The sequence below is a fragment of the Bacteroidales bacterium genome (genome assembly GCA_023229505.1).
Classification (GTDB): Bacteria; Bacteroidota; Bacteroidia; order Bacteroidales; family JAGOPY01; genus JAGOPY01.
Map to the genome: position 1 here is coordinate 19,107 of JALNZD010000038.1, position 19,579 is coordinate 38,685.

15 protein-coding genes, 2 tRNA genes and 1 pseudogene are annotated in these 19,579 nt (G+C 42.5%); 1 reads left to right on the forward strand and 17 read right to left on the reverse strand.

What is annotated here, in order from left to right; genetic code table 11:
- Positions 1–80: 80 nt before the first annotated feature.
- The 4 genes from M0Q51_12785 to M0Q51_12800 form a co-directional block, all read right to left on the reverse strand.
- On the reverse strand, positions 81–866 hold the full coding sequence (locus M0Q51_12785) for an alpha/beta hydrolase (GenBank protein ID MCK9400852.1): 786 nt from the start codon (positions 864–866) through the stop codon (positions 81–83).
- Between the two features lie 696 nt (positions 867–1,562).
- Positions 1,563–1,760, reverse strand: a complete 198-nt coding sequence (locus M0Q51_12790; protein ID MCK9400853.1) for a hypothetical protein — start codon at positions 1,758–1,760, stop codon at positions 1,563–1,565.
- A 47-nt stretch (positions 1,761–1,807) separates the two neighbouring features.
- On the reverse strand, positions 1,808–2,239 hold the full coding sequence (gene arfB / locus M0Q51_12795) for an aminoacyl-tRNA hydrolase (protein MCK9400854.1): 432 nt from the start codon (positions 2,237–2,239) through the stop codon (positions 1,808–1,810).
- 95 nt (positions 2,240–2,334) lie between these two features.
- Positions 2,335–2,673, reverse strand: coding sequence for a hypothetical protein (locus tag M0Q51_12800; protein MCK9400855.1), 339 nt, complete (start codon positions 2,671–2,673; stop codon positions 2,335–2,337).
- 957 nt (positions 2,674–3,630) lie between these two features.
- Between M0Q51_12800 and M0Q51_12805 the strand changes: the two genes are divergently transcribed.
- Positions 3,631–5,181, forward strand: coding sequence for a T9SS type A sorting domain-containing protein (locus M0Q51_12805; protein ID MCK9400856.1), 1,551 nt, complete (start codon positions 3,631–3,633; stop codon positions 5,179–5,181).
- Between the two features lie 121 nt (positions 5,182–5,302).
- On the opposite strand, the gene M0Q51_12810 is transcribed toward M0Q51_12805, so the two are convergent.
- From M0Q51_12810 to M0Q51_12870, 13 genes and pseudogenes are all read right to left on the reverse strand, one after another.
- Positions 5,303–5,377 (reverse strand) — tRNA-Pro (locus tag M0Q51_12810).
- A gap of 87 nt (positions 5,378–5,464) precedes the next feature.
- Positions 5,465–5,821 (reverse strand): four helix bundle protein, encoded by a 357-nt coding sequence (locus M0Q51_12815; protein ID MCK9400857.1) that lies wholly within the window; start codon positions 5,819–5,821, stop codon positions 5,465–5,467.
- A 50-nt stretch (positions 5,822–5,871) separates the two neighbouring features.
- Positions 5,872–5,959 (reverse strand) — tRNA-Ser (locus M0Q51_12820).
- Positions 5,960–6,105: 146 nt separating this feature from the next.
- Positions 6,106–6,558, reverse strand: coding sequence for a retroviral-like aspartic protease family protein (locus M0Q51_12825; GenBank protein MCK9400858.1), 453 nt, complete (start codon positions 6,556–6,558; stop codon positions 6,106–6,108).
- Between the two features lie 55 nt (positions 6,559–6,613).
- Positions 6,614–7,330 (reverse strand): TIGR00730 family Rossman fold protein, encoded by a 717-nt coding sequence (locus M0Q51_12830; protein ID MCK9400859.1) that lies wholly within the window; start codon positions 7,328–7,330, stop codon positions 6,614–6,616.
- A gap of 138 nt (positions 7,331–7,468) precedes the next feature.
- Positions 7,469–10,342 carry an excinuclease ABC subunit UvrA gene (uvrA, locus tag M0Q51_12835; protein MCK9400860.1) on the reverse strand — a complete coding sequence of 958 codons (2,874 nt, stop codon included), beginning with the start codon at positions 10,340–10,342 and terminating at the stop codon, positions 7,469–7,471.
- Between the two features lie 127 nt (positions 10,343–10,469).
- Positions 10,470–11,316 (reverse strand): annotated as a pseudogene (locus tag M0Q51_12840) (transketolase).
- Positions 11,285–13,606, reverse strand: coding sequence for an alpha/beta fold hydrolase (locus M0Q51_12845; protein ID MCK9400861.1), 2,322 nt, complete (start codon positions 13,604–13,606; stop codon positions 11,285–11,287). Before M0Q51_12845 ends, M0Q51_12840 begins: the two are co-directional and overlap by 32 nt.
- A 12-nt stretch (positions 13,607–13,618) precedes the next feature.
- The gene (locus M0Q51_12850) at positions 13,619–15,778 is read right to left on the reverse strand and encodes a hypothetical protein (GenBank protein MCK9400862.1); all 2,160 of its coding nucleotides are present in this window, start codon (positions 15,776–15,778) and stop codon (positions 13,619–13,621) included.
- A gap of 46 nt (positions 15,779–15,824) precedes the next feature.
- Positions 15,825–16,334 (reverse strand): GNAT family N-acetyltransferase, encoded by a 510-nt coding sequence (locus tag M0Q51_12855; GenBank protein ID MCK9400863.1) that lies wholly within the window; start codon positions 16,332–16,334, stop codon positions 15,825–15,827.
- A gap of 50 nt (positions 16,335–16,384) precedes the next feature.
- Positions 16,385–16,621: a DUF2007 domain-containing protein gene (locus M0Q51_12860; GenBank protein ID MCK9400864.1), complete on the reverse strand. Its 237-nt coding sequence runs from the start codon at positions 16,619–16,621 to the stop codon at positions 16,385–16,387.
- 60 nt (positions 16,622–16,681) lie between these two features.
- Positions 16,682–17,608: a DMT family transporter gene (locus tag M0Q51_12865; GenBank protein ID MCK9400865.1), complete on the reverse strand. Its 927-nt coding sequence runs from the start codon at positions 17,606–17,608 to the stop codon at positions 16,682–16,684.
- 36 nt (positions 17,609–17,644) lie between these two features.
- The gene (locus M0Q51_12870) at positions 17,645–19,330 is read right to left on the reverse strand and encodes a T9SS type A sorting domain-containing protein (protein ID MCK9400866.1); all 1,686 of its coding nucleotides are present in this window, start codon (positions 19,328–19,330) and stop codon (positions 17,645–17,647) included.
- Between the last annotated feature and the right edge of the window lie 249 nt (positions 19,331–19,579).

Sequence of the window (19,579 nt, forward strand, 5' to 3'; positions counted from 1 at the left end):
AGCTTTAGTTTCGCATCGGATTCAAATTCGAAAGGAACACCAAGAAGCATCCCCGACGATGAATCCCAGAATTGAATAATTCAGGTTAAATATTTAAAAATAATGTTGGAGATCTCAACAGGTTGTTCAATCAGCGCAAAATGCCTGGTACCATTAAGTACAAAACAATTCTGGATGTTGAAATGATTTAATAAGTAAGCTGCATTTTTTTTAAAGAGAAGAATGGTATTTTCACCTAAAATGCAAATGCAATTTTTTTGTGTATCAAAATTAAGCGTATGAAAATCATAATGATTATTTTTTTTGAACAGCAACTGCAAATACAGTTTTGATATTTTGGGATCATTTCTGCCTATGCCATTAAAAATATGTGTATTAAGGCTTTTATCTGCCCCAATTAATTGTGAACCGATCAAAGAAAAAATGAGTCGATGTCTTGCCACATATTTAAAGACGGAAACTCCAAATCTCGGTATTAGAAGAGGAATGAGAATTTTTGGAAATTTCAGAATGGGCTCGATTAAAATTAAGAATTTGACACGCTCAGGGAATTTTTGATAAAAATTCAGAATAATTGTCGACCCAAGACAAAAACCCATTAAAGAACATTTCTGTATTTTCAAATAATCTATCAGTTCGATGAGAATATTTGAAAAATCGTCGAATTGAAGCCCCTCCACAAATTCAGAATATCCGTATCCGGGTAAATCAATACAAATAACTCTTAATTTTTTAACGAGATATTTAAGGTTAAGTTTCCTGAATGATAACGATGAAGAGTTCCATTCGTGAACGAAAAAAAGACAGGGTCCTGATCCTTGGTCTTCATAGAAAATATTATGATCTTTATATTTATAGTAAGGCATCCTGGTACTCTTTAACAAATGGAATTAACCTTTCCTTTTTGAATAGTTTAAAAGCAACAATTAGTCTGAATAAGTACAACAAGAAAAAAACTCCCTTAATTATCATGACCATTGTATAAGGAAAATATAAACATTACTCAACTTAAACCCAGGCCTGACCCTGTCAAATTCCTAAAGAAATTCCTATTGACAAGATGGATGATGAGAAAAAAGCCTCAACCAATTTCTTCTTCTATGCGCTTTCTTCAAGCGCGCTTGCCTTTGGGACCGAAAAGTTTTCACCCTGACAGATGGGGCATTTTGCATGTGCAAAGAAAATATGGTACGGAAGGTAAAAAATTCCCAATAGGAAAATGAAAACAAGCCAGTTGAAATTTTTAAGAGCAACAACATTACGTTTACACAAATTACACCATTTTGGAGAGTCCATGGTTTTGATTCTTAATTTGGATGTATTAATTTTTTTTTGGTTATCTTTTATTTTTCTTCTACTTTGTACGTAAAAAAAAGAATTCAACGGATGTAAATAAACTCTCCTACGTTGGATACAAATATAATTTTTATTTTTCTTGTTTATTAATTTTCTTGCAATATTATTAATGGTTATGGGTGAGATCAGGCATTTGTTAATCTAAATATATTTGAGCCGATGTATCATGTTCGATATAAGATGGACGATGGACGATTTATCATTTATCAGGAAAAAAGATCCTTTTCGTGTGCGACATCACGTTCCAGGATAGTTTTTCTCCGGGCTTTCCGGGCTTTGAGGGTAGCTTCCTTAATAATTTCCTCTATTCTGCTGTTCAGTGCTTTGATTCCGCTGGTTCCAAGGCGGATATCCAGCGCTTTTGCCACTTTGTGGGCGGCGGATTGGTTCAGTAGGTTTGCCATGGCGATAGGTATTTGGAGTGAAAGCATAAAGGTAGGAAGAGTTTTTATTACTTCTTTCTGCGTTCTTTTTTTTCAGCCCTGATCCGTTTATCTTCCAACCTTTTCTCTTTAGCTGCCCGGGATGGTTTAGTGGGTTTTCGCTTCTTAACCGGGGTAAGCGCTTTAGATAGAAGAGTATATAATTTTTCAATCACCTTTTCCTTGTTCTTTAGTTGGGAACGATCGCTTTGAGCCACCAGGATCAGTTCACCCACTGAATTGATCTTATTGGCCAGCTTTGTGAGAATAATTTCCTTTTCTTCTGCAGTAAGAAGGGCAGATTCAATTACATTAAACCTCAGTTCGACCTTGGTGCTGACCTTATTGACATGCTGGCCGCCTGGCCCGCTGCTTCGGGAAGCAGTGAAGGTGAATTCCGGGGAAAGATCCCGGCCTTTGAGGATATCACTCAGCATGGCATAATGGGGCTTGGACTCCAAAGATATATTTTTTCAATTTACCCTGAGGCCTCCAATATAAAAGAGGACGTCTCGTTTTTGAGACGTCCTCTTCCTGCGTTTTGACAGAAGGGAACCTAATTTACACCTATAACAGGATATTTTGTGTTGACAGGCAAATCTCCGTGCAGTCTAAAAAACAATACCCACTGTTCATAAGAGCCACTGATCCGGTAGAGGGTTCCCTGGTAAACAACCTCAGCCACTAAAATGAGCTGGGTATTGTTCAGGAAATCATCCTTGTCGATCTGTTGATACATGGCCACAACCAGCCCGGGGATTTGTATGGCCTTTTCCAGGGTCAGATTTACGACCTTCATTGGTTTCGGCTTGTTCTTAAATCCGTCTGCGTCAGCGAGACTCACCATCGTGCAAGCAACTAATGCTGCGATCAAAGCAAATTTTAAAGTTTTCATAACAACCTCCGTTTTTTAAATTGTTTGTTTGAATTAAATGATAAAAAGAACTTTTCTTTTTTCTTATCGTTGATGAAACAAAGGTAGAATGGTACGATTCGGGAAACATGGCAGAATATTGCCATTGTTTTTTTTAGTGGAATTCAGGGATTGGCTCGATGAGGGAGTTGAAGTTGGAATACGATAAAAAAAGGCAGTCAACCACACTGTTGACTGCCTACTTCTGACTGTCGACTTCTTTTATCGGGGTACTCACACTAAAAAGCGGTCATAACTTAATGATTATCAATGCCAATAAATGAAGTTTTTAAACCGTTAGATTGTAAATAATACAAGGCATTTATTCTTAGATTAGTATTAATTATAAAACGGTACATCAGGTAGCCACATCAATATTTACCCAAACCCCGCATCGACCACTATCACCATAGAATTGCCCAGCACCACAGATTTAAAGAACGCTACTGTCGCTATATATAACGTTAACGCCCAGCAGGTCATATCGCGCCGCATAAACAAACCAACATCCGTTATAGATACCTCAACCCTGCCAAGTAGTGTATTTTTTGTGCGGATCACTACTGAAAAGACTGTGATGATAACCAAATTCTTCAAGCAATAAGCACTACGGCTCATTTCTGGCGCATAAGGGATAAAATATTATCACTTATTATACCCTATATAGAATAATATTCATTGAGATCATTATTCATTATGGAAATAGCGGTGTAAGCACCTGAATTACTGAGTGTTGCTTGACGTTCATACGCGCAACTGACCACAGTAGAACATTAATCACAGGCTTATTGTCGCACATTAAAGCCATAACACTTTTACGCTGCCATTCGCATTAAATATTGCTAAACCGTATGGTTTTCATTACATTTACGGCATAGTACTTGCTGTAAATCAAATACATTCCACGAATTGTTAGTTCAATGATTTAAACAAAGTAAAATGAAAACATTATTACTTTTTGCAATGATTGCATTATCAATTGATGCATTTGCCCAAAACGACCAGCCAACTTTCGGCTTACAACCCACATCATCCAATCCAATGGAAGATATTCAGAATTTGAATTGGAAGAGAGGATCGAAACCACCTGACATCTACTGTGAATTTTATTCTACACAGATTATTAATAAACAAGGACTCGTGCAGTCGTCATATGTTCAAATAATTGATAGTATCTACTACTGGGAATTGGATACGCTCTCCACTGGATGGATAAATGCATTTAAAGTCACTAATATAATTTATGACGCCAATAATAATCCAGTAAGCAAATTATTTAAAAAATGGAACGGTATCGACTGGGATATTGATTGTCGATATACTTACACTTACGATGCCAACAATAATTGGACAAGTATAGCAATACAAGGATGGAACGGCAATACGTGGGTGAATGACTTGCTAAGAAACAGAACCTTTGATGCCAACAATAATACGACAAGTGATTTAATACAACAATGGAATGACAGCACGTGGTGGAATTTTAGTCAACATATTTGTACATACAATGCCAACAATAATAGGACAAGTGATTTATATCAGCAAAACTGGAACGGCAACACGTGGGGTTATGGTTTTCTATTAACCTTTATCTTCGATACCAATAATAATCTAACAACATACTTATACCAAACTTGGGATGGTAATAATTTGGCGAATGTTTGGCAGCACATCTATACTTACGATAATAATAATAATAATACGACTGAATTATATCAAAAATGGAATGGCAGCGATTGGGTGAATAACTGGCAAAACACATATTACTACGACGCTAACAATAACCAGACAGGTGAAATATTGCAAAATTGGCAGGACAGCACTTGGCTGACAACTCATAAACGGATTTATGCCTACGATGCCAACAATAATCAAACAAGCATACTGGAACAAGAATGGAACGGCAGCGACTGGTCGAATACGCAGCAAAGCATTTTTACCTATGATGTTAACAATAACCTGACCAGTGAAGTAGTAAATCATTGGGATGACAACTTATGGGTAATTTACTCTCAGTCCACCAAAACTTACGATGCAAACAACAATCTGACCAGTGAATTAGACCAGGAATGGAACGACAATAACTGGATAAATATACGGCAATCATTTTCCATCTATGATGACAAGAATTTTACAATAAGTACTTCTTATAAACGGTGGGATGATACTGGCTCTGAAATAACCTATGGCGACAGTACCCATTATTATTTTCATACTGTTGTTGGCATTGATGAATTACCGCATTCTATGGAAAGCATATCTGTCTACCCCAATCCCTCTTCTACCACCATTACCGTAGCACTGCCTTCCACCACACCCGTCAATAACACAACCTTATCCATATACAACGTCAGCGCCCAGCAGGTCATATCCCAAATCATAATCTCACCGCTCACCGTTATTTATATCAAGACGCTCCCCAGTGGCGTATATTTTGCGCGGATCACAACTGACAGGACGGTGCAGGTGGGAAAGTTTGTGAAGCAATGATTTAAATACGAAAAAACATAGAATAACTACCTTCTAACCTTACTAAGTTTATTACAAATTTTATTACGTAATAAAAATGGTTGTAAAATATATGATTTACAACCCATTACATTTTTCAAAGTCGGGGTACTCAGATTCGAACTGAGGACCCCCTGCTCCCAAAGCAGGTGCGCTAACCGGACTGCGCTATACCCCGAAGAGGGTGTGAGTTTGAGTGTGCAAGTGAAGTGTGAGTGAAGAGGGTGTGAGTTTGAGTGTGCAAGTGAAGTGTGAGTGTGACTTATTATATTTGTCGATCCATTGATCGGTACATGGCCAGTAGCATTTTGGAACATTGCTCATAGCCATTGTATAAAGCCGTATATGAATCGTCTTCTATAATTTTCATTTCATGAAGTAAATCCAATATGGCAGCACATTCAAAAACCGAACCCCTGGCAATCGTATAAAAATGCTTTTTATCCTGTACTGACATCCTTCCCGTTCCTTCCGCAAGATTCAGCAGTGCGCTAAGCGATGCTCTCTTCCACTGATCCTTGATGTAAATATCAATTAATGTTGATTGTGATATTAACGCCAAAACCTTGAGATTCTGACTCTTTACTATCTGATAAACCTCTAATTTTTCAAAATCAAACATCCACAAAAACGAATTTCAAATTTCAAGTTTCAAATTCCACACTCTCCTCGCGGAGAGAGGGGGATTCGAACCCCCGGTACCCTAATCGGGTACGACAGTTTAGCAAACTGTTGGATTAAGCCACTCTCCCATCTCTCCAATAATATGCCTTATTTAAAAAGGACTGCAAAAATAGTAATTATGCCGATACCCGCAAGGAATCTTCCGAATTTTATCCCAGATATTAATTAATAGTTCAAAGTTCAAGTTTCAAGTTTCTAATTTCAAGTTTCACTCTTCACTTTTCACTCTTCACATTTCACTGGTTTCATCCTCCATCGAACCTCTTTCTTCCTGTAATCAACCACAACCTTGAGCTTTTGCAGAAGATCTCCCCCCAAAACGCCGTCAATCGGCTTCTGCCCAAGCATCCTGTATGAATGGTTCACGTGTTCCATATTCAATACCACAGCCTGGTATTCCTTAAAAATGGTTTCTCCCAGCCTGAATTCTTCAAGTATAACGGAATGGCTTTCCATCGTATTGGTTCCCAAACCCGCAGAAAGCTTATCTATCTTTTCGAAGCTATGATTTTCCAGACTAAGAAATGCTTTGATCCTTTCCTCATCGAAAACGGTTCGCGATGCACCCGTGTCTATAAGCAGTCTCGCAACTTCACCATTGATTACCGCATCTAAAAAAATGTGATAACCATCTTCTTCGATTGGCAGCAACTCTATCTTGAGGCGGTTCATCATAGGAAAATATTCCAAATTTCAAGTTTCAAGTTTCAAATCGCCACCGACTCACGTCTTAGAAGTTAGGCTTGAGGGCATATTTCTGGTAAAACTCATCGATAATGCTGACGGCTTCCTCAGCTGTGCCAACCAGCTGGAAGATGTTCAAATCTTCCGCACCGATTTTATTTTCAGCAACCAGTTTTTCCTGGATCCATTTCACCAGGCCTCCCCAGTAACCCTTATCAACCAGTACTATAGGGAAACTTACCAGCTTATGGGTTTGCACAAGGGTTATGGCTTCAAACATCTCGTCGAGTGTCCCAAAACCGCCGGGTAAAACAATATAGCCTTGCGCGTACTTCATGAACATCACTTTTCTGACAAAGAAATGATCAAAGTCAATCAGCTTATCGGGGTCGATAAAAGGATTGGGCATTTGTTCGAAAGGCAGGTTAATGTTTAACCCGACCGATTTTCCGCCGGCAAAATGAGCACCCTTGTTGGCGGCTTCCATGATACCTGGACCACCGCCGGTAATAATGCCGAAACCCTTCTTGGTGAGAAGATAAGCTATCTCTTCAGCTACTTTGTAATCCTTGCTGCCGGGTTTTGAGCGGGCAGAGCCGAAAATGGAAACACACGGCCCGATCCGTCCCAGTTTTTCAAAACCTTCAACAAATTCAGAGATAATCTTGAAAATCTTCCAGGAATCATAGGTCTTGATCTCGTGCCAGCTTTTCTGCTGGAACGCCTGCTGTCTTTTTTCATCTTCGCTCAGGTCAGGGATCATTTTATTTTCTTTTTGAAGTAAATAATTACTCTATTCTTAGCGCTCCTTTGTGCTTGCTTTGTGAAACTTTGCGTAACAACGTAATAGCAAAAACGCAAACTTCCGCAAAGATAAAGGTTTTGAGTACTTGCGACCTTTTTATTGCCTGAGAAGTTCCTGTTTCAGAAACTTTGCCGTGTAACTGCCCTGGTGAAGAATAATCTCTTCCGGCATCCCTTCGCAGACGATCTGACCGCCTCGCTCGCCGCCTTCCGGACCTAAATCGATGATATGGTCAGCCACTTTGATCACATCCATGTTATGCTCAATGACTAAAACCGTGTTGCCCCGTTCGATTAGCCGGTTAAGTACTTCCAGCAAGACTTTGATATCTTCAAAATGCAGCCCGGTGGTGGGCTCATCGAGAATATACAGCGTTTTACCGGTATCTCGCTTGGCCAGCTCCGATGCTAATTTCACACGCTGTGCTTCGCCACCTGATAAAGTAGTCGATTGCTGGCCCAGGGTGATGTAGCCTAATCCGACATCCTGCAATGTCCTGATCTTTTGGATGATGGAAGGAATGTTTTCGAAAAATTCAACCGCCTGGTGGATGGTCATGTCAAGGACATCGTTGATCGACTTGCCTTTGTAACGCACTTCGAGGGTTTCCCGGTTGTAACGCTTGCCATTGCAAGACTCACAAACGACATAAACATCGGGCAGAAAATTCATTTCAATCACACGCAGGCCCGCGCCCTTGCAGGTTTCACATCTTCCACCCTTTACATTGAAAGAAAAGCGACCTGGCGTGTAACCCCGTATTTTAGATTCCGGGATCTGGACGTATAGCTTCCGGATCTCATCGAAAACCTTGGTGTAAGTGGCCGGGTTGGATCGTGGCGTCCTTCCGATCGGCGACTGATCAATCTCGATGACCTTATCAATATTTTGAAGGCCTGCGATAGAGCTGTATGGAAGTGGCTTCTGACTGGAACGATAGAAATAATTACTGAGGATGGGATATAATGTTTCGTTAATTAATGATGACTTCCCGCTGCCGGAAACTCCCGTCACACAGATAAACTTTCCCAATGGCAGGCTGAGTGTGACGTTTTTCAGGTTATTACCAAGGGCGCCCTGCAGGATAAGCCAGCTACCATTGCCTTCACGCCGCTGTGCCGGCACCGGTATCCTTTTCCGGCCTGAAAGATAATCGCAGGTGATGGTATGACAATCCATCATTTGTCCGGGTACGCCCGTACCCACGATCTTCCCGCCATGCCGGCCAGCACCGGGACCAATATCGACAACCCAGTCGGCAGACAGGATCATCTCCCGGTCATGCTCGACCACAATCACCGAATTTCCGATATCTCTCAACTCCTTCAAAGCATTGATAAGACGGATATTGTCGCGCTGGTGCAGCCCGATGCTCGGCTCATCAAGGATGTAAAGCACATCAACCAGTTGCGAGCCGATCTGGGTTGCCAGGCGGATACGCTGGGATTCACCGCCTGAGAGGCTCCTGGCAGAACGCTCCAGTGAAAGGTAATCCAACCCTACATTGAGAAGGAATTGCAAGCGGTTGCGTATCTCCCGGATAATATCATGGGCAATCACCTGATGGCGCTCTTCCAGCTTATTTTCTAACACATTGACCCATTCGCTCATGGTCAGCAGATCGAGCCGGGAAACATCGGCAATACTCTGCCCGTCGATCTTAAAATGAAGTGATTCCTTTTTTAACCTGGCGCCTTCACAAACAGGGCAGGGGACCTTATTCATGAAAGATGTCGCCCATCGGCGGATACCTTCGGAAGACGATTCAGTGAACTGGTTGCTGATAAAGTTGATCACCCCTTCAAAATTCAGTGAATAGGATGATGTCACCCCGAGGTATTCTTTTTTTACATGCACCGTTTCTTCCGAACCATAAAGAATAGTAGTGATGGCATCTTCCGGGATATCTTTGACGGGGGTGTCAAGATTGAATCCGTATTTGTAACCTATCGCCTCCATCTGGCTGAAGATCCAGTTGTTCTTATATTCCCCGAGAGGGGAGATCCCACCTTTCCTTATGCTTTTATTGGGATCGGGAATGATTTTCTTAATATCAACTTCAGTAATGTTCCCGAGGCCGTTGCAATGCGGACAGGCACCGTAAGGGGAATTGAAAGAAAAAGTGTTGGGCTCAGGTTCATCATAAGAAATGCCTGAAACGGGACACATCAGCTTGCGGCTGAAAGGCCGGATCTCGCCGGTTTCAGCGTGCAGTACCATCAGCGCTTCCCTGCCATGCTTCAGAGCTGTCTGGATCGACTGTCTTAGCCGTAATCCGGTCCCTATAGCTCCATCAAGCCTTATCCTGTCGATCACAATTTCAATGTCATGTACTTTAAACCGGTCAGCTTGCATACCGAAGGTCAGGTCCCTGACTTCCCCGTCGATCCTTACTTTCAGATATCCCATCTTGCGGATATTCTCGAACAGCTCCCGGTAATGGCCTTTGCGGCCGCGGACGACGGGGGCCAGGATGATCAGTGGTTGGTTGTGGTATTTTTCATTGATCAGACGGATGATCTGGTCTTCCGAATAACGCACCATCTTTTCGCCGGTGACGTATGAGTATGCTTCTCCAATCCTGGCGTAGAGCAGGCGGAGGAAATCATAAACCTCAGTGATCGTTCCGACGGTTGATCTTGGGTTTTTATTGACTGATTTTTGTTCTATGGAAACTACCGGGGAAAGCCCGCTGATCTTATCGACATCAGGCCTTTCAAGGTTTCCTATAAATTGCCTGGCATAAATAGAAAAAGTTTCCATATACCGCCGCTGCCCTTCTGCATATATCGTATCGAAAGCCAGGGAGGATTTGCCGCTGCCGCTGAGGCCCGTGATCACCACCAGTGCATTCCGCGGTATCTTTACATCGATATTCTGGAGATTATGTACCCTCGCACCGAAGACTTCAAGAAACTCGGTCCCGATAACAGCACCTCCCGATGCGATATTTTCTTTTTCCCTGAACATCCCCGTTTTTAAAAAGAATTTGCAAAATTAGTGGTTTAAATGATACGAAATTAGAAGACAGAAGACAGAAGACAGAAGACAGAAGACAGAAGTCAGAAGACGGAAAAATGAAACTTGGAATTTGGAATTATAATAGTTCCTCCAGGAATTGCTTTAATTCCACCTTTGTCGGTGCTTTCCCATGCCAGTGGTAATCTCCTTCAATACTTTTCACTCCTTTACCCATGATGGTTTTTAAGATGATTACCGAAGGCCGGCCTTTTGTCTCTTTTGCCTTATCGACAGCATCAGAAATTTGACGGTGATCGTGCCCGTCGCACATAAAAACCTCCCATCCAAATGCTTTCCATTTCTGTTCCAATGGTTCTATTTCCATCACATCGGATGTCTTTCCATCGATCTGGACACCGTTACGGTCAATGAAGGCAATCAGGTTATCCAATTTATAATGAGCCGCCACTCATGGCAGCTTCCCAAATTGAGCCTTCCTGCATTTCCCCATCGCCATGAACGCTGTAAACCCGCCATGCTGCTATATCCATTTTAGCAGAAATAGCCATTCCGACTGCTACTGAAAGGCCTTGTCCCAGTGAGCCGGCTGACAGCTCGAGACCGGGAAGACCATGATCCCGACCCGGATGCCCCTGCAGTCTTGATCCGAACTTCCTCAGGGTCAATAGTTCCTCACGGGGGAAATATCCGGCATGTGCCAGGGTCGTATATAGCACCGGCGCAACATGACCGATAGAAAGAATAAGCCGGTCGCGATCCGCCCAGGATGGATCCTCCGGCCTATGCTTCAAGACGTGAAAATATAGTGTTGTAAAGAGATCTGCCAGGCCAAGAGACCCTCCTGTATGGCCGCTACCGGCCTCGGTTATACTGCGCAGGATATCGGCCCGGATTTCCCGGGATCTGGACCTGAGAGCAGCTAAGATCTTATCATCCAAATGCCCATTTCTTAGAGATGTCATGGCCGGCTACTGAAATAAGTTCAATAATGTCCGCACTCTTTTTCATGGTTTCATTCTGGTTCTTCACCATTCCGTAAATCAGGTTAAGGTTGTTGTTCCAGGTAAGCTTATCTTTCTTATAGTTTGCTGAAAATTTGCCCATAACCGAGAATGCAACAGAATTCACCCCACCTGCCGTCCAATTGCTGAAGGATGCCTGGTTTTTTGGCGGTTTAAGCCACCTGTCAAGCCATTTGAAGAATGTCCTTTGCCAGAGGATTCCATTCTGGGGTTTGAGCACCCAATGGTTTTCATCGGGAAAATAGATCATTTGGGATGGGATATCCAATAATTGGGCTGCATTAAAAGCCATCATTCCCTGGGTTGCAACAACACGATAATCTTTTTCGCTATGACTGATTAAAATAGGTGTGTCCCAGTTCTTTACAAATAGGTGTGGAGAATTTGCATAGCTTTTCTGCACAACGGGCTTATCTTTATCCCAGGGGGCTCCTCCCATATCCCAATTTGGGAACCACTGTTCTTCGGTTTCCAAATAAGCACTTTCCATATTAAACATGCCATCGTGAGCGATGAAAGCACGGAACCTTTTTTCGTGATGCCCGGCCAGCCAGTAAACTGTGAATCCGCCATAACTGGCTCCTACAGCTCCAAGGTTCTGGTCATCGATATAAGGATCTTTGGATACTACATCAATGGCAGTCAGCAGATCCTGCATGTTCTGCCCGCCATAATCACCACTGATCTGTTCTTTCCACGCCTGGCCAAACCCGGGAACGCCACGCCGGTTAGGGGCTACAACAATATAATCGTTGGCTACCATCATCTGGAAATTCCATCGGTACGACCAGAACTGGCTGACGGCGCTTTGCGGACCTCCCTGGCAGTAAAGCAGTGCCGGGTATTGGTTCCGCTCATCAAAGTGTGGTGGATAAATGACCCAGGTCAGCATTTTTTGCCCGTCTGTAGTAGGTATAAACCGTTTTTCAATTTTGCCCAACGTGAGTTGGCTGAGGATATCTTTATTCGTGAAAGTGAGCTGTGTTTCCTGTCCACCGGCAACAGGGACGGAAAATATCTCGGTCGGTAAGGCCATCGTCATCATCGTGGCCATCAACCGGTCACCGGCAGGTTGAGCAGCGGTAAAATCGTGAATTCCGCTGGTGAGTTGGGTGAATGTTCCACTCAGGTTAAGATTGAAAATTTCTTTGGATCCATACCAATAAGCCAGGAAATAGATGGATTGACTGTCATCTGCCCATACCAGGTGTTCTGCATCCTGGTCGAAATAACCCGTGTAATCCACACGTGAATTCGTTTCCAGGCCGTAAACCATGATCCTGTTCTTATCGGCTTCATAACCATCGCGTTCCATGCTCGACCACGCAATATATTTCCCGTCAGGTGAGTACAACGGCGCCATATCATAACCCATCATTCCATTAGTGAAATTAACGGTTTGCTTTGTTTCCAGGTCATAGATATAAATGTCGGAGTTAGTTGATATGGCGTATGCCTTGCCTTCTTTCTTTACACAGGAATATGCGAGCAATTTTCCGTCAGGGTGCCATGAAAGCTGTTCCATTCCGCCAAAGGGTTTATTCGGGAAATCGAACGGTTCACCTTCTAAAATATCGACCGGATTGGTCATCTTTTCACCAGCCAGGTCAGCAATGAACAAATGGCTGTATGTCTCACGCCATTCATCCCAATGACGGAACATCATCTTGTTAATAACCTTTCCGCTTGTAAAGGGTAAACCTTCAAATAAATCTTGTGAGTCCTTTTCTTTGAGATTAACTTCAGCAGAAAAGGCGACTTTTTTAAAATCCGGGGAATATTTAAACCCATTAATGCCTCCTTCGAAATCGCTGATCTGGTTTTTAACGGAACCATCGGGATTCATTTCCCATATCTGGGCACTGCCGCCTGCAGTTGAAAGAAATCCAATCTTTTTTCCATCCGGGCGCCAGAGATAGTTAAACTCATTTTCAGGCGTTTTAGTGAGTTGCTTTAAATCTGAGCCGTCAACAGACATTAGATAGAGTTCCCTGTTGCTCTTATTTTGCTGAATATCATAATAAGTGATGCTGAAAAGCACTTGCTTGCGGTCAGGTGAAACCTCAAATTCCCCCACTCTCCCGAGTGACCATAAAACTTCAGGAGTTAAGCGGTCTGTTGCCAGTTTGAGTTCTTTTTTCCCGATAAGGGGTACTTCCTTAACTTTTGGCTGACAGGAAAATAAAGCTAGAGTTAATACAGTTAAAGCAATTACAGCGTGGCTTCTCATGATGCGTAAGAATTAGGGTGAAATTTTTTCCAGGTCGATCATCAACCTGGCGATGATCGTATCCCATATATAGTTAGAGGGGCAATTCAACACTTCATTATCAGGGCTGTAAGATTCCCAGAAATTATGGTTCTTAGAAAGCTGCAATTCAACGGCATCAAGCATTTTACCTGCCAGTTCTTCTGCCAGGACATTATAACCGTAATTTATCAGCCCTTCAAAGACCATGTAGTCCCATAGCAGCCAGACCGGTCCGTTCCACTTACAGCAATAATCGACATAAGGGCTGTACCATTCATCATCCGCCGCCAGCGTAGGGACGCCATATTTCCGCCAGAACTTATCCGGGTCCGTCAGTTGCCTGACTAATTTTTCAGCCCTTTCATCTGAAACTGCCTGGGCCCAAAGTGGCAAAAAACCAATGATCTCCTGGCGTTTTAAATCCCTCGACATAAAAAAGAAGCTATGATCAACCTTGTTGACAGAATAAAAGAAACCGGTTGACTCATCCCACATCCTTTCATTGATAAGTTCCGAAAGTTTATCAGCCCTTGTCGCCCAATTTCCACTTTCCATTTTCTTATTTAGTTCAGAGGCCATCTCAGAAAGACACCGCATTTCTTTCACCATCATCAGGCTTAAGTCAAGGCATTCCAATTCATCAGAGATATCTTCCTTATCTACATCAAGAAAACGTTCTGCGGAAACCTGGAAAACGGCATTGTACCAATCCCTTACATTTTCTATGATTCCGTAAGGTCCCCACTCATAAGTGCCATCTTTATCTGCGTCCCTGTTTTTATCAAGCCATTCCACGTACTTCACGCCACTAATGTAAGCATCATGCAGAAATTCCTTGTCCTGGCTTACCTTGTAAATTTCCCAGTTGATCCAGTTGTAAAATGGCGCTGAAGTGGTCGGAAACCCTTTGTGCGGATAAGTTTGAGCACCGCGCGGGCCATGACGGTATGCAATGAGGCCATCCTTGCCCTGTTGTTCCATGTAAACGCGCTGGGAATTCTGTGCCGAAACAGGGTCAAGATAAACATAAGACAACATGCTTAACGATTCATGGAGAACCTGGTGGCCATGACCCCAACCCCAGAGCGGTTCCCGGGAAAACGCATAAAAATTATTGCTTGTTTCACCTGAAGGCGGAAGCATGCAGCCCCTGGCCAAATTAAAGGCAGAAAGGTAAATGATCTTCTTTTCAGGCCTGTCGAATAAGATGCGGGGAATATGTGCAAATAAACGGGTATTGATATCAATAAATGACTGAATATCCGATTTTAACGCTGTTTGCATCTCATCTTCCAGAATTGCCGGGTCTTCATCCCGGCCTTGTATGCCCCGGCAGTAGCGAATGTTAATACTTTCCCCGGGTTCCAGGTCAAACCGGCCATGCAGAGAAACGAAATCGATATAACCTGAATCAAGCAGATTCAGGGAATCTGATCTTTCTTCCGAATAGAAGTCGGTTTTGATTTTGTTATAGAAATCTTTCATATCACCCTTGTAACCACCATGTGAATAGGCAGTAAATCCTCCCATGAAAATATCCCTGAGATTTGTGGGGTAAGGATACTTATCAGGTAGATTGCTGATCAATCGTTTCTTAGTTTCGTAATGCAATAAGTAATATGAATTGTTTTCATGATGGTAAGAAAATATTTGAAGGGAATCCGCATCCATAAAAACCGGGTATAGGTTGATCTTCAATTTTTCTTCTGAAGTATTTGTCAGGAAGCAATCAACTAAAGCCACTTGCGAACTGTAAACAAAAAAGGCTTCTTCAACCTTCAATCCCGGCCATGGCTGATATTCAAGAATAGCCATATCCGGAAACGATGCCTTAATTTTTGGTTTCCAGTAAAAATCCCCGGTATGATCAACAACAACACTATTGATTTCCCAGAGGGCAAAGAACCGGCCGCCATACTCGCTTCCATAAGTTAAAGGACTGTTGCTGTCATCATAAACCATTTTATATCCTTTATCTCCATAAAGCCTGGAACGGTCCATTGAGGCCGTATAGGTCGTGTACAACGGATCATTTGCTCTTGCGTTAATTACCAGGTACTCGTCTGAAACCTGGTAAGTTTGTGCCGGTAAGTCTTTAATATAGCAGGAACAGAGTAGAATGACGAAAAGGATGTTCAGATATTTAATCATGTTTAATTGATATGTGCCATGAATAAAACAATAGCATGGGTGCGATTTATAATGACCATTCTTTTTTAAGCATACTGTAAACCTCCAGGTCGATGTAACGGTTTGCGAATTTCTCTCCTGATCTTTCAACACCTTCAAATTTAAACCCAAGCCTTTCCGGGATTCTGCTGCTACGGGCATTTCCAATTCCGGCTTTGATCTGAATACGGTTCATTCCTAATTTTATAAAAGCGTAATTCAAAATGACTATGCAGCAGGAGGTCATGATTCCTTGCCCTTCAAAGCGGGGGTCAAGCCAATAACCTAATTCGGCTCTTTTATTCCAATGATCTATTTCTTTAAGGGCAATCAACCCGGCAAATACGTTCTGATGCCAGATCTCATAAACGACGTCACGCTTTGGCCCCGAGTACTGGATAATAGATTTTACATATTTCACCGTATCTTCGGCTTTCCATGTGTTGTCGATAAAGGGGAGCCATTTGCGGAGATAATGACGATTAAGGTCGATAGTTTGAAAAATAATATTGGCTGACTCCTGCCTGAGAATTTTCAATATCAAACTTTCCGAGACTATTATCTCAGAGCTTGGACCATGGCCAGCCATTATTTGCTTTTAATATACTCTTCGATAAGTCTTTTCGCCTCCGGTTCATGGCTTTCAATAACATACACCAGGCCGGCGTCTTCTGGTCCACCCGAAACCCACCCTGCAACAAGGCTTTCGCCCATGGTATTGCGAACCATCGCACCAATGCCGTTTTCCTCAAGGAGGCTTTTAATAAATTCAGCTTCCAGAACGGATCCTGTAAAAACATTTTTTAAGTCATCATGCTCATTCATTGCATAAGATTTAAATTTATCTGTAAACAAATATAGTGAAAATGAGAATCAATAGAAAGGTCAGGGTGAAGTTTTTTCAGTTTGCTGGGTTTTATTAATGTTGATGATCGCAAAAACCATCAAACCGGCACTGATCCATTGCACAAGGGATAGCCTGGAATCATTGAAAATATAATCAAAGACGATGGTTGAAATAGGGAAGAATAGCTCACACATCACCGCTAGCGAGGCTTTGATGTGGTTTAGCCCGAAATAATAAAGAAAAATAGCGCCACTCCCGGTCGTGAAAGCAATTACAAGAAAAATAATCCAGTTTGTTGTGGTGACCTGATCAAATTGTACGGTTTTTCCAAACACGGTTATATACAGGAGCATGATGAGGCTTGTGAATCCGTACCTGTAAAAAGTCGCCGTTTTATAGCTGTAACGTTGCAGGATCATTTTACTGAATACCGTTGAGCTGCCGAATGAAAAAGCTGCCAGCAGGGCATACATGGCAGAAATTGCCGTATTCGAACCGGTTTTTAATTCAGGGATTTCCAGCCCGAATGTCAGAAAGTAACCACTCAGAAGAGCTACAGATGCCCAGATAATGAAATATTTATTGAGTCTTTCTTTCAGTATCAATGCGGCCAGGCTGATGGCAAAGACCGGTTGAAGTTTTTGAAGGAGGACGACAATGCTCAGTTCTTTGAAATTTATCAGGAACAAGGCTTTAACAATTGACAATGTGCCGATTGCCCCACCAAACAATGCAATGAGCAGGATGACCAGGTAATCCTGGCGGGAAAATTTTTTAAGGTACTTATATTGCTGATAAAGAAAGGAATGCATCAGGAGAAACGGCAATGCATGCAGGATGAAGACTACCAAACCAACATCCAGGTTATACAACCTTGGTGTAAGTACCACACCATCCAGTCCCCACATCGTGGCAGCCAAACTGATTGATGTAGCCCCGACGATTACGGCCTGGCGATTGGTCATAAAAATTTGCAATTAGCAATCAAAGATCGGGAAAAATTAGTACTTAATTAGTACCCCACTTGAAAGAAGACCACTTTGATTTGTCACTACCAGGTAAAGCCCGGACAGGAGAGCTGAAACATCAACCCGGATATAATCCGATTCGATAAAGGTTTTGGTTGAATATACTGCCATTCCCTGGCTATTATATATTTGCAATATTAAATCACCGGTCTGTGAAAAATTGTTATTGCCTGAAATCCCTGGCCCGTCTATTGTTATAAATTCATTTGCCGGGTTTGGATATATCTGCAAACTGTTTACATTTTTTGTTGTTTTTTCAAGAATACCCGGACCCCACCATTGATTGTAAAAGATATAATTTCCTTCATTTGAATCCCAGTTAGTAACCACCATGTCGGGATAGCCGCTGTATCTATACCATATTGTCAGAACATCTCCTGTATTCAAAGGGAAAGAGAATGATACCCAGCATTTGCCGGGAATTTGGCAGTAATCTTCAGGAGGAACCACGATGCCATTGAGTTGTACATCTTCAATTCCTTCCACAATCTGTTTTCCCAATACGATGGTATGGGTGTTATTAAGATTTGAAGCGATGGTAAATGATTCATTGATGACCTGCTCGTCTTCCCGTGATAAATCAGCCAACTGGATAGCTTCGACAACCGAAGCGGTGGAAGAAGTGTAGGAGGAATTCAATTCAAATCCTGACCCATCGCCCATGGCAATCTTGACAGGCAGCCACCACCCGCCATATATCAGATCAAGGTTAGCATCAAAGTCTACATCATTTAAAAAAATGCCTGAACCATAGCCGAATGGCAGTGAATACCATGAAGCCGGACTGGAAACGGGGAGCGGATCACTGAAATCGTACCGCCTTACCTGGCCATTACCCCCCAGCTGGTCGTTTTCAGTCATAACCACGATGGAGCTGGTCCCGGAATAACCTATATCCACCGAATTGATATAATTCAGGCTTTCTGCCGATTCCCAGTCAGGCACTTCATCAACCACGCCAAGGTCATTGGCAAGATAGATGAAATTTGGTGTGCCTTCACAGACAAAGATCAGGTCCATCGAACCATCGCGGTCCAGGTCACCGAATTCAACATCCAGGGCGCCCATTTCAATTGACGATTCCCAGTCTGCCATTGGCTGGAAAGTACCGTTGTTGTTAATGAAAATCTTTCCATGGTCCAGCAGGCCGCCATAAGGTTCACCAGCGACAGCAGCGATATCAAGGTCGCCGTCGCTATCCGCATCACCCATGGCGCAGCTGAAAGTGTAAAATGGATCAGACTGGAAGGATGGAATGCTTTCCAGCTCATTACCCTGGTTATAATAGATTTTCAGTTTACCGGGACTTGAAAAGCCCGTTTCTCCGATATAGACGGAAACGGCCACGTCAATATCCCCGTCATGGTCGAGGTCACCGTATGCCAGGTGCCCGTGGTAATCGATATCGCCCGACTGCCAGTCAGGGTTCAATGGGAAAGTGCCATCACCCTGGTTATAGTACACCACCAATCCTTGCCTCAGCATATCATTGCCGTTGGCGACAACTATGTCTTTCCAGTCATCCCCGTTGATATCTGCAAGGCCGAGCCCTGTGGCATAATGCCCATTCGGCGTGGAAATCCAATCGGGTAAAGCATTATACTGGGCCAGTAGCAGCCCGTGGGAAAGGATTGCTATGAGAAGGATCGAAACACGCATAATCTGGTTAGTGTTAAGGTTTAAGTTTTAAGGTTTAAGTACGGGAATATTATTTTTTAAAATTATAAAATAACTCCCCTTAAACCTTAAAATTTAAAATTAAATAAGTCCCCAACTTAAACCTTGAGCCCCCTCCGAAAAGTCGGGGAGACGAATTTACAATATTTTAAAACATGTTTGTTTTCATAGTTATAAACAATTGAATGTCAATATCTTAATTTATTTTGTATGATTTTTCTTCTTATCTTT

What these genes read in the sequence shown, in the direction of transcription:
- M0Q51_12785 (MCK9400852.1), bottom strand. Translation starts at nt 866, where the DNA reads ATGCCTTACTATAAATATAAAGATCATAATATTTTCTATGAAGACCAA.
- M0Q51_12790 (MCK9400853.1), bottom strand. Translation starts at nt 1,760, where the DNA reads ATGGCAAACCTACTGAACCAATCCGCCGCCCACAAAGTGGCAAAAGCG.
- M0Q51_12800 (MCK9400855.1), bottom strand. Translation starts at nt 2,673, where the DNA reads ATGAAAACTTTAAAATTTGCTTTGATCGCAGCATTAGTTGCTTGCACG.
- M0Q51_12805 (MCK9400856.1), top strand. Translation starts at nt 3,631, where the DNA reads ATGAAAACATTATTACTTTTTGCAATGATTGCATTATCAATTGATGCA.
- M0Q51_12815 (MCK9400857.1), bottom strand. Translation starts at nt 5,821, where the DNA reads ATGTTTGATTTTGAAAAATTAGAGGTTTATCAGATAGTAAAGAGTCAG.
- M0Q51_12825 (MCK9400858.1), bottom strand. Translation starts at nt 6,558, where the DNA reads ATGATGAACCGCCTCAAGATAGAGTTGCTGCCAATCGAAGAAGATGGT.
- M0Q51_12830 (MCK9400859.1), bottom strand. Translation starts at nt 7,330, where the DNA reads ATGATCCCTGACCTGAGCGAAGATGAAAAAAGACAGCAGGCGTTCCAG.
- uvrA (MCK9400860.1), bottom strand. Translation starts at nt 10,342, where the DNA reads ATGTTCAGGGAAAAAGAAAATATCGCATCGGGAGGTGCTGTTATCGGG.
- M0Q51_12845 (MCK9400861.1), bottom strand. Translation starts at nt 13,606, where the DNA reads ATGAGAAGCCACGCTGTAATTGCTTTAACTGTATTAACTCTAGCTTTA.
- M0Q51_12850 (MCK9400862.1), bottom strand. Translation starts at nt 15,778, where the DNA reads ATGATTAAATATCTGAACATCCTTTTCGTCATTCTACTCTGTTCCTGC.
- M0Q51_12860 (MCK9400864.1), bottom strand. Translation starts at nt 16,621, where the DNA reads ATGAATGAGCATGATGACTTAAAAAATGTTTTTACAGGATCCGTTCTG.
- M0Q51_12865 (MCK9400865.1), bottom strand. Translation starts at nt 17,608, where the DNA reads ATGACCAATCGCCAGGCCGTAATCGTCGGGGCTACATCAATCAGTTTG.
- M0Q51_12870 (MCK9400866.1), bottom strand. Translation starts at nt 19,330, where the DNA reads ATGCGTGTTTCGATCCTTCTCATAGCAATCCTTTCCCACGGGCTGCTA.